The sequence below is a fragment of the Mesorhizobium sp. M0239 genome (assembly GCF_040321815.1).
GTDB lineage: Bacteria > Pseudomonadota > Alphaproteobacteria > Rhizobiales > Rhizobiaceae > Mesorhizobium.
In genome coordinates this window covers 26,976-36,020 of sequence record NZ_JAMYSG010000047.1, presented here as the reverse complement: position 1 = coordinate 36,020, position 9,045 = coordinate 26,976, and the positions used below count along the sequence as shown (strand labels likewise).

General features: G+C 57.7%; 14 protein-coding genes. 7 read left to right on the top strand and 7 right to left on the bottom strand.

Annotation, left to right across the window (positions count from 1 at the left end; genetic code table 11):
- A partial coding sequence (locus tag NKI99_RS31605; protein ID WP_352613368.1) for a Crp/Fnr family transcriptional regulator occupies positions 1-319 on the top strand: 319 nt, incomplete at its 5' end.
- Positions 320-779: 460 nt separating this feature from the next.
- Here the strand turns inward: NKI99_RS31605 and NKI99_RS31600 are convergent.
- Together NKI99_RS31600 and NKI99_RS31595 are read right to left on the bottom strand one after the other, a co-directional pair.
- Complete coding sequence (locus tag NKI99_RS31600; protein ID WP_023809609.1) at positions 780-1,022, bottom strand: DUF982 domain-containing protein; 243 nt, start codon at positions 1,020-1,022, stop codon at positions 780-782.
- Positions 1,022-1,252: a hypothetical protein gene (locus tag NKI99_RS31595; RefSeq protein ID WP_023809610.1), complete on the bottom strand. Its 231-nt coding sequence runs from the start codon at positions 1,250-1,252 to the stop codon at positions 1,022-1,024. Before NKI99_RS31595 ends, NKI99_RS31600 begins: the two co-directional genes overlap by 1 nt.
- Positions 1,253-2,709: 1,457 nt before the next feature.
- Here NKI99_RS31595 and NKI99_RS31590 point away from each other — a divergent pair.
- The gene (locus NKI99_RS31590) at positions 2,710-3,009 is read left to right on the top strand and encodes a hypothetical protein (protein ID WP_127291957.1); all 300 of its coding nucleotides are present in this window, start codon (positions 2,710-2,712) and stop codon (positions 3,007-3,009) included.
- A gap of 412 nt (positions 3,010-3,421) precedes the next feature.
- Positions 3,422-3,595: a hypothetical protein gene (locus NKI99_RS31585; RefSeq protein WP_023809614.1), complete on the top strand. Its 174-nt coding sequence runs from the start codon at positions 3,422-3,424 to the stop codon at positions 3,593-3,595.
- Positions 3,596-4,084: 489 nt separating this feature from the next.
- Here the strand turns inward: NKI99_RS31585 and NKI99_RS31580 are convergent, their stop codons facing one another.
- Positions 4,085-4,273 carry a DUF3606 domain-containing protein gene (locus tag NKI99_RS31580; RefSeq protein WP_023809615.1) on the bottom strand — a complete coding sequence of 63 codons (189 nt, stop codon included), beginning with the start codon at positions 4,271-4,273 and terminating at the stop codon, positions 4,085-4,087.
- Between the two features lie 111 nt (positions 4,274-4,384).
- On the opposite strand from NKI99_RS31580, the gene NKI99_RS31575 reads away from it, so the two are divergent.
- Positions 4,385-5,248 (top strand): ATP-dependent DNA ligase, encoded by an 864-nt coding sequence (locus tag NKI99_RS31575; protein ID WP_352613370.1) that lies wholly within the window; start codon positions 4,385-4,387, stop codon positions 5,246-5,248.
- Positions 5,248-5,475 carry a hypothetical protein gene (locus tag NKI99_RS31570; protein ID WP_023809616.1) on the top strand — a complete coding sequence of 76 codons (228 nt, stop codon included), beginning with the start codon at positions 5,248-5,250 and terminating at the stop codon, positions 5,473-5,475. Before NKI99_RS31575 ends, NKI99_RS31570 begins: the two co-directional genes overlap by 1 nt.
- Here NKI99_RS31570 and NKI99_RS31565 read toward each other — a convergent pair.
- Entirely contained in the window at positions 5,472-5,717 is a 246-nt protein-coding gene (locus NKI99_RS31565; RefSeq protein WP_023809617.1) for a hypothetical protein, read from the bottom strand. The two genes, NKI99_RS31570 and NKI99_RS31565, sit on opposite strands and share 4 nt — an antisense overlap.
- A gap of 11 nt (positions 5,718-5,728) precedes the next feature.
- Positions 5,729-5,962, bottom strand: coding sequence for a hypothetical protein (locus tag NKI99_RS31560; protein ID WP_023809618.1), 234 nt, complete (start codon positions 5,960-5,962; stop codon positions 5,729-5,731).
- An 80-nt stretch (positions 5,963-6,042) separates the two neighbouring features.
- Here NKI99_RS31560 and NKI99_RS31555 point away from each other — a divergent pair, with 80 nt between their 5' ends.
- The gene (locus NKI99_RS31555) at positions 6,043-6,762 is read left to right on the top strand and encodes an SOS response-associated peptidase (RefSeq protein ID WP_127291943.1); all 720 of its coding nucleotides are present in this window, start codon (positions 6,043-6,045) and stop codon (positions 6,760-6,762) included.
- Here the strand turns inward: NKI99_RS31555 and NKI99_RS31550 are convergent.
- Entirely contained in the window at positions 6,759-6,947 is a 189-nt protein-coding gene (locus NKI99_RS31550; protein ID WP_023809620.1) for a hypothetical protein, read from the bottom strand. The two genes, NKI99_RS31555 and NKI99_RS31550, sit on opposite strands and share 4 nt — an antisense overlap.
- Positions 6,948-7,114: 167 nt before the next feature.
- Between NKI99_RS31550 and NKI99_RS31545 the strand changes: the two genes are divergently transcribed.
- Complete coding sequence (locus NKI99_RS31545) at positions 7,115-7,300, top strand: hypothetical protein (protein ID WP_245273113.1); 186 nt, start codon at positions 7,115-7,117, stop codon at positions 7,298-7,300.
- A gap of 606 nt (positions 7,301-7,906) precedes the next feature.
- Here NKI99_RS31545 and NKI99_RS31540 read toward each other — a convergent pair.
- Positions 7,907-8,629 (bottom strand): Crp/Fnr family transcriptional regulator, encoded by a 723-nt coding sequence (locus NKI99_RS31540; protein ID WP_023809623.1) that lies wholly within the window; start codon positions 8,627-8,629, stop codon positions 7,907-7,909.
- Between the last annotated feature and the right edge of the window lie 416 nt (positions 8,630-9,045).

Sequence of the window (9,045 nt, the reverse complement as noted above, 5' to 3'; positions counted from 1 at the left end):
GGTCACCAACGTCGGGAGACGCGACGCCTATGCTCGTATGGCTCACCTTCTTTGCGAACTGATAGTCCGCCTGCACTCCGTGGGCCGCATTGAGGATCGTGTGGCCCACCTTCCGATCACGCAGGCTGCACTTGGCGACGCACTTGGGCTTTCCACCGTGCACGTGAACCGGGTGCTTCAGGAACTTAGACGCGACGGTCTGATATCCACCGTTGGCTCGCGTTTTCATGCGACCGACTGGGCAGGGCTCGTCCGCGCTGCAGATTTTGACTCTACCTATCTGCACCAAAGGGCTGCGCAAACAGGTGCCGATTTCTGAGCCTGCTGGCTCGCTCATAATCCGTTCAGCCAAGCCCTTCGCGATCCGCCGGTCACAGCTTGACGAACCCGACCGCAGACATAAAATAGCGACGGCATGACTTCTCAAAGATACGACCTCAGGAAGGAGCCCGACGAAACCTGGACGGTGTTTGACGTGTTCACTGGGCAGCCAGCAGACGCGTGGGGCGCTCCGGCGGAGTATCTTGACGAGGAGTATTCCCGCGATCTCGTCAGCGTTCTGAATCTTGTCGACCTGAAGCGAAGGGCCGCCCCAGGTAACCTCTAAGTACGACTGCCTAGGAGCGCCTGATAGCGTCGAAATTCCGCAAAGTCACCGTTCTGCGGGCGCCACCTGACATGGTGGAGAGGCTGAGCGGGCCGTGCTAAGGGCGAACCCGAAGCCTTAAAGGCGCTGGTCAATTCGCCGCCGCCATAGCTACCAGACCCGCATAACGTTGTTAATCCGGCAGCAGCATCTCCTCTTGGTCGGCCGCAGCCTCGAACAGTAGCCGGAAGTCACCAATCGGCATTTTGCCATCCATCGCAGACAGACATGCCTCCGCCGCCGACCGCCACTTTGGGCCACGGTTGGACCACTTCAATAGTTCCTCGGCGGCAGTGCCGATACGGCTGATCCCAAGGCGGAATCCCGGTCGGTCGGTTTTGACGTAGACAGGCGGGTTGAACCAACGATGGGGCATCAGGGTTCGCGCACGTCGAACGCGACGAATAGCTGCCAAATGGAGGCTGTATTGACGATCATTTCGACTAGTTGGCAGTCGGTTTCACGAAGGTCACGGCCGCGCTCGCGCACCAATGCAATGGTCGCCTTCACGGAAATTATGTCGCCCGGTAGATAGCCCAACAGGGCCTCGCGAACCAGCTCCTTGGCCGCTAGCTGCGCAGGCCAAACAGGTGCTTGAATGTCCATCCCATCCTCCCAGAGAGACAGAACCTCAATGACCCATTCTGTGGTGCACTTTCCGAAAAAGGCAAGGGCCGGAAACGTACAAAGCAGGTTCTGAAGGGCGCCAATCCCTTAGATCTGCGCCTTGCGCTTGAGGGCATTGCTGGGCGCTCTTGATCGTGCCAGCACACGTGCGGAGGGTCGGCATTTCGTATCTCCTAGCGGTTTGTTCGGCCCTGTGAGAGCCTGGGCCACTGGTCGGATTGAGGGTCGTGCCGGTGATCTGCCAAACATTTACCCGGACGGAGAATGCTCCCCTTCGAGATGTGTAATCCGAAAGATCGTCGGGTTACGGTCGCAAAGCGCGCCGCCAAACTGCGCCCACAAGCGTTCGCACTCTCTTGCCCTAGACTCGGGGTGCCCGGTTCGCCATAGAAGATCATGGCTCCGCGAACATCGTATCCAAGCACCGAAGCGTTGGCCACCAACTGAATGGCCATACCCAAGGTGATGGGACCGATTTTGGCCTCAGTTTTAGTGGAGAGGTCGACCACACCAAACACTTCCGCATTGACGCCTCTGCCAGCCAAAACGGCCGTCGAGATCGCATTATTCGCGGAAAGAAGCATTCGATTAGTCGCCCGTTGAAACGGCTCTACCAACTCTCAAAGGCAAGGTTTGCTCCCGATCACCCGACCTATCGCAGGTGGGGCGCCTTCGGCTGCAACAATCAACTGAATCAGGCGGCATCTCTCATTTCTGCGTCGTTGACGGGAAACTCCTGGAAAGACAGGCCACTCCGTCGAGCCCAATTCCGCTCAACATCGAGGAGTTCATTCTCACCAGTCAAGCCGTTCATAAACAGTCTGAGTACGTGTGCAGCTATGCGCTCACCGTCCTGCGAAGCAACACGTACACCGCGCTCTTTGCAGACCGTCCGACAAACATGGGCAAGCACCATAATATCGCTCGGCTCCAAAAACCGACCTGGATATAACATACCGTCCTCCCTGGGAAAGCTACATTGAGCTTCTGATTACATAGGGTCACCGGCAGCCACAATTAACTATGATAGTCGTTTACTGGACTCTGCAGAAATTTGAGCTGCCCACCAAAACGCATCGGGCATAGCGCCACTACGGCACCGAGGTACGGGCTATTCAGGACACGCGAGGTGCCTCCGAGCTTAGAATTTTAGGCAAGCTTCGCTTCTTCGCGTGAGAGATCCACCATAATCCGCAGGCAGTGCACTGTGAACTCTCCCCCGAAAGACCGATAGCAGCGGCGCAATTGTGTGGATCCGCGCTGTTTAGCCCATTCACTCGACGATGTTCAGGACGCTCGTTCTATGACAGCGACGCGCTTGGCCTCCCCTCATCGCTCCGCAAGCGGGGCGGGCGCCTTGATTAGTCATTTTTCTGGGAACCGTCGTTTCGCAGCGAAGTTCGGTACCGAAGGGACGTTCCGAGATGGAGTTGATCATGAAACAGGTTCTTTTCGCTTCAGCCATTATGGCACTGTCAACTGGCCTCGCCTTTGCGCAATCGACCACCACGACCACAGGCGGATCGTCGAGCTCGACAACCAAGACAATGCCGAGCACTACGACCGATCAGGGGACGGATTCGACCACCACGAGTGGAACGAACTCGAACTCCGCCAAGGACTGCGCTCCGGGTCAACAAACTGGTAGCGCCAAGCAGGCCGCGCCAGGTCAACAGGATACCGATGCTAACTCGGCTGCTCCTGGCCAGGTGAAGAAGACCACGGAAGGCTGCTGACCTGCCTTGGACTGTCCCAGGTTGATGCATAGCGGTCGATTCTCAGGATGTCGCCGCATTGGAAAAACCCGTCGTGCTAGGCCGGCACGGCGGGTTGATAGCAGGACTATAGTCTTGCATTTCGCAGCGAAGGTCCAAGCTGTGCCAGTTGGTTCTCTGCTTGTCCAACGGCCGTTCCATTACATTAGTTAGTCGACATATATGTTATCGCCGCCTGCAAGCTGTGCCATGTTGGTTCACCCTAGTGGCACCTGTTTTGCATCGCCCGCGACAGCAGGGGAAAACCAACACCCCAGCGAGTCCCGTTATCCCTGGGACGGCCTGCCGCTGCCGTGAATGGGGCGGCGGGCTTTTTTCTTATTCGATGAAACGAACGGTCATGCCGTGAGTTGGCTTCCCAAAGGAGGAGCCGATGAAAAAGGAAGGCGATGGGCGTGTAGACAAAGGCAATCAGCAACTGCTTGCCCGTCGTTTGTCTGAAGAAGTCGGCATTTCAGAACCTGAGGCGCGCGCTCTGATCAAGCTTATCGGCACGGACTGGAATTCGCTGCTTCGTGAAGCCCGATTCTTGAAGGAGCGTCATTAGAAGTCCGCCGCCTATTGGGGCGCCGGCGGCGGACCTGTTAAGCGGCTACATCCTTGGGAATCGACCGCTCGTAGGGTTAATGTGCCACTTGGAGGCCAGTTCCATGTAATTGCACAGCGGCAAGAGCATGCGACTTCCGCTTTATCCGGCATAGGCCATCAGGCGTAATTGTAGCGACGCCATTGTCTAGTATCATATGGGGCCTGGTCCTTAGGCCCACCCTCGTGCCCAGCATGGTCGGCACGGTCACTCACTCGATCCTTCGGCTGCTTGATCGTGCCGACTACTGCCGACGTCTGCTACTGCCGGTGGAAAGAGCCGGTTCCAAGGGCTGGTGCCCTGGCAATTCATGCCAAGCGACTTGGCGTAGGTCGCGCATGTCGACCTGCTGGCCGCACGTGGGGCAGGTGTAGAAATTCTCCCGCTCGTCGGCTGGCTCGCCGCCGTGCTGCCTGCCGGGGATGGGTGGTCCAAGGTCGGATAGCTTGGTCATCTACTGCCCAGCGCTTTTGCTTCTCGTTCTAGCGTCTCACGGTCGTTGCCGTGCTTTTTGATAAGTTCACGCACCTCGGGGATCGTAAGCTGAAACTTGCTGGCGAGATAACCGACCTCATATTCTTCGTCGCCTGATACCCGGTCGCGGTCGCGGAAATCACGCTTGCTCTTGTCGTCGGCCATTGGTGTTGCTCCTAGAGGTTGTTGATCCGCAACGCGCACCGGGTCGCATTGTTCATCCTTCTTGGAACTATTTTAGCTAAAGCTGATTGAATCGCGGGTGTGGGTCAGTTGATGCGTTTGAAGTTCATCAAGCCGATGGAGCCGGAGCTTGTCGATAACCCGCCAGAGGGTGACGACTGGATTCACGAGATAAAGTTCGACGGCTATCGCACGCAGATCATCAAGGACGAAGACGGCATCCGAGTGCTGACGAGGAGAGGGTACGACTGGACTGCACGCTACCAGATCCTTGCCGACCAAGCCGCCGCGATTGAAGCCGACGACTTCATCATTGAGGGTGAAGCCATCGTGGTTGATGAGGCTGGACGCTCCGATTTCCATGCGCTGCAGTCGGCGGTCAGCAGCCGCGAGACCTATCAGGACTATTATCTCGTCGCCTTCGATTTGCTGCACCTAAACGGCCACGACCTCCGCAGCATGCCGCTCGAGGATCGGCGCGAGATCCTGCAGGGAATGATCGAGGCCGGCGGCCGCATCCAATTCAGCGAGGCGATGCCCGGCACGGGCGACGCGGTTTACTACCTTGCCGACCAGACTGGACAAGAAGGCATCGTCTCGAAGCGCCGGGACAGTCTCTATCGCAGCGGCCCGACGATGAACTGGCGCAAAATCAAGTCCTACGATGAAAAGGAGATGGACATCATCGGCGTTCAGCGTGATCCGGGCCAGGCGGCAAGGGTTCTTATGGCTGACAACGGCCGCTATCTCGGCACCGCCAACGTCAATTTCAAATTCGACAAACGCAAGCGCCTCTGGGACCGCGTGCAGGGCAAGGTGGGCGGCCCTGTGCCGAAAGGCCTGAAGAGAGACAAGGCGGAATGGCTGAAGCCGGGTCTTGTCGGCCGCGTGAAGTTCCTGAAAGGTGAGGAGCAACTACGCCACGCGAAGCTGCTCGATTACCGGGAGGAGGAATAATGGCGGTCGCCAAGAAAGATCAGGAGCGCATCACCTATGCCTGGATGTATGGCTCCCAAGCGCGCAAGGACGGTAAGGAGCGCTCAGTGCCGGAGTATTGGGAAGAACAGGCCGACGCTTGGCTGCAGGGTTTTGATGACCATCCTTTGGCCGACGCCGGCAAGGTCAAGCCTGTCAGTGAGCAGATGGAAGCGGAAGTCGATGAGGCCGGCGTCAGCGAGCATTAGAGCGGCTTGCCGGCGCGCATCATGGCCCGCGCAATCGCGAGCTGCGTTTCCGTCCTGGCGTTCTCTTTCTGCGTCATGTTGTCGGCGGCGATGAGCCGTTTCAATGCCCGCAATATCTCGCCCCGCGTCCATCCCGCCTCTATCATGCAATCGACAATCGCCTGAAATCCGGGCTCCATTGCCTCCTGGCAGTCAATTGCCCGGTCCTGATATTCGTCCTGTCTCCTGGGTGGATTGATCATGCGCTGCATTCTCAGTTGGCGGGGCCTTTGGGCATCGTCTCGGACGTAGTTCCGTCGAGAAGATCGAGAAACGAGTGCATCGCCTTCACCATCATCCGCGCACCGTTTTCGTTTAATGTGAAGGATCGCTTCCCCTCATCAGTCAACAGCCCGACCAGGCAGACCTTGGGATTGTCGCGGTCGTCGATATCGATTGTGACGCCCGATACCCCTGGCAGCATCACGTCCTTTTGCTTCTTAGGCATCACTACGACAGCCTTGACTCGTTCTCACTCTGTTCCCATTTTGGGCAGGCCTCGATCCTTGTCAATGAGACGACCCTAAAATGTGTGGACGCGTTTTCGTAAAATCGACAATCCCGGACATGGTGCGGCGCTTCGAGTTCGCGCACCCCGGCGACATCGAGCGCTTGGGCAACGGGTTCCCGATCTGGAACGGTGCGCCCAGCCTGACCTATCCAATCATTATCCGCGAAGAGCTTTCCACGAGCATGGCCGGTTTCGTTTCTGCGAAGTGGGGACTTGTTCCCGGCTGGGCGCGCGATGGCGGCGGCCGTCCGCCGCCTGTCAATGCGCGCTACGAGACCATTGCCAGCAATGGCATGTTCCGAAAGGCATATGCCGCGCGCCGCTGCCTGGTGCCTGTCGACGGCTATTTCGAATGGCAAAAGCTCGACCCTTCGGGCAAGAAAAAACAGGCTTACGCTATCGCCATGAAGGATGACGATCCTTTTGCCATGGCTGGAATCTGGGAAGAATATGCCGACAAGGCGACCGGCGAGTTGATCCGGACCTTCGCTGTCGCCACCTGCGAGCCAAATACGTTGATGGCGACGATCCATGATCGCATGCCGGTTATTCTGGCGCCGGCCGATTACATGCGCTGGCTCGGGCCGGAAACAGATCCTCGCGACCTCATGAAGCCCTATCCATCCGACCTCATGAAGATGTGGCCGATCGACAGCAAGGTCGGGAAACCAAGCAACAACACGCCCGACATCATCGACGAGATCGGTTTGGGGCCGACCGATTTGTTCGACGTCTAGAGATACTGATCGCCGTCGCCGCGGTGCTCATAGCAGAACCAATGTGATTCCCTGCGCGGCCGGGCAAAGCCCCAGCCGGCGACCTTGCCACAACCGTTACGCTCACATGTGTGGCCAAGCACCTTCACGTGGTCGCGCTGTGCCGGCGTCATGCCTTCGGCTAGTCTCGCTGGTTCGTCGCTCATGGCAGAAAGATTCCACAGTCAGACTTGACGGGCAAGGAAAATGTTCCTTTTCTGTTCTCATGGCACACGAACCGATCGACACGCTGGGCAAAGCGACCCGGCACAACATGCTTGTGAAAGCGGAATGCAGCTGCGGCAATGTCCGCTACTGCCGATCGGCCGACCTGATGATGGTCTACGGCGGCGGCGTCGATCCGCAGACGCTGAAGTTCAATTGCAGCCGGTGCCAACCTCAGATCAAGATCACGCTGCTGGAGGTGCATCCAGAGCACTTGCCGAAGCGTCTGCTGATCCACAAACCGATGAAGATCGACGGCAAGATCACCTGGCATACCGAGCGCTTCAAAGGATGACGAAGACCCTCGCCGATACGTTGGCCGCGCGCGAATGCCTCTATGTAAATTGCGGGCATGCTATGTGCTGCAAGTCCATCAAGCTCGACATCCATGCGCTGATAGATCGCCTCGGGCCAGATCACGGATCGATGCACTGGGACCTGGTCGGGCTTTTTGGCTGCTCGGATTGCAAGGCTGCGGGTCGCGACCATCGACCGGTGTTCTTCACATGTATTCCCGATTACGAGGGTCAGCAACGGAAGCGCAATCGCGAATGGGAGCCGACTTTCGATGGTGAGTAACAGGTAGCCGCGCGGCAGGGCATGGGAGCGTACCGGCAGCATGTGGAGTTGTTGGGCTGTGCGGCGCTGGCCAAGCAGACATCAGGTCCGCCGCCTAACACACACATGGCCATTCTTCCAGGCGCAGTTAAGGTGTGGTCCCGGAAGCCAAGGCCTGTGTGTGCGTCCGTCGGCCATTCCCTACGGTTGGGTAGAGTCATTGTGCTTGGCAATTTTCTCCAAGAGCTTACGTGAGGCTTCGAGGATAAGGCGTGTTACGGCGACTCGTCGGCAGGCTAGCCGCTGTGCTGGTCGGATAGCTTCGTCATGGCTATTTAGTGGTTTACGTCCGGCATGCGATGGTCTTAACGAGCAGTACGTATTCGGCCTCTGGCTTGCCGTAGGTGCCATTTGAGCAGGCCGCAAGGCCGCTGCGGTCCCTAATACGCACTTCGCCCCGCCGAGAATAGATGAGCCCGCGTCCTTCCAGCATTTGAAGCCCAACGGTAACTCCTGGCCGTCTTGCTCCAAGCATGACGGCGAGAAACTCATGGGTGATCGCAAGGCGTTCGCCGTGGATCCGATCGTCACACATCAGAAGCCAACGCGCCAAACGCTCTTCAAGGTTTGATTTGGCGTTGATCAGGGCCGTATAGCTGGTCTGAATGTGGAAGTAGTGGACATAGCGTAACAGGAACAGGCGCAATGTTGGGCTGTTCGCAAGAGCATCCTTGAAGGGCTCGGTTCCGATCCGGAAAGCGCTACCGGGCGACTGAACGTAACATTCATGCGGGGCATAGTCAGCGCCCATCACGAGCGCGGCACCGGTCATTCCCTCAAAACCGACAAGTCCAACCTCGGCCTCCTTGCCTGAAGCCGTCGCGACCACAGAAGCGATGCCGTCCTCCAGGAAGTAAACCGTCTCGATCTCTGAATCGGCTTTCTCTAAGGTCATCTTCAGCTTGAGGGCACACGGCTCAAGATGTGGCTGCAAAAGCGCCAGGTCACCAGGGTTAAGCCGACGCAGCAATTCGTTTTTATAGGAATCGTTCTGTGGATTGGTCATAGCTCAATCCCACTTGGGGCAAGAGCTTTCCAATCTCCTTGCCGTCCGCGCCCGTAAACACGTGCAGACGATTTGGCGAACTTACGCCCTCTGGCGCGCGATTGACAGTGAAATGCAAACTGATGCACGGCGTCCCCTCAGCCGCGGAATTACAAAACAGGGTGTACAAATTTAAAGGGTTGGAATCGTACAGAACTCTGCTTCGTACGAATCCAACAATTTGCGATAGCGGCCAACGAGCCGGCTTGATGTGCACCGGGAAGGAAGCAACTCTGGGGCGGCCTCGGTTTTGGCGGCACGATCAACTGGGCCGACGACAGGTTCTCGGCTTTCGGCGAAGCCATCGCCCGGACGGGCCTCAAAGACTTCGGTGACAGTCATGTACTGACCGGCTCGCTCGGCTTGCGCGTCAAGTG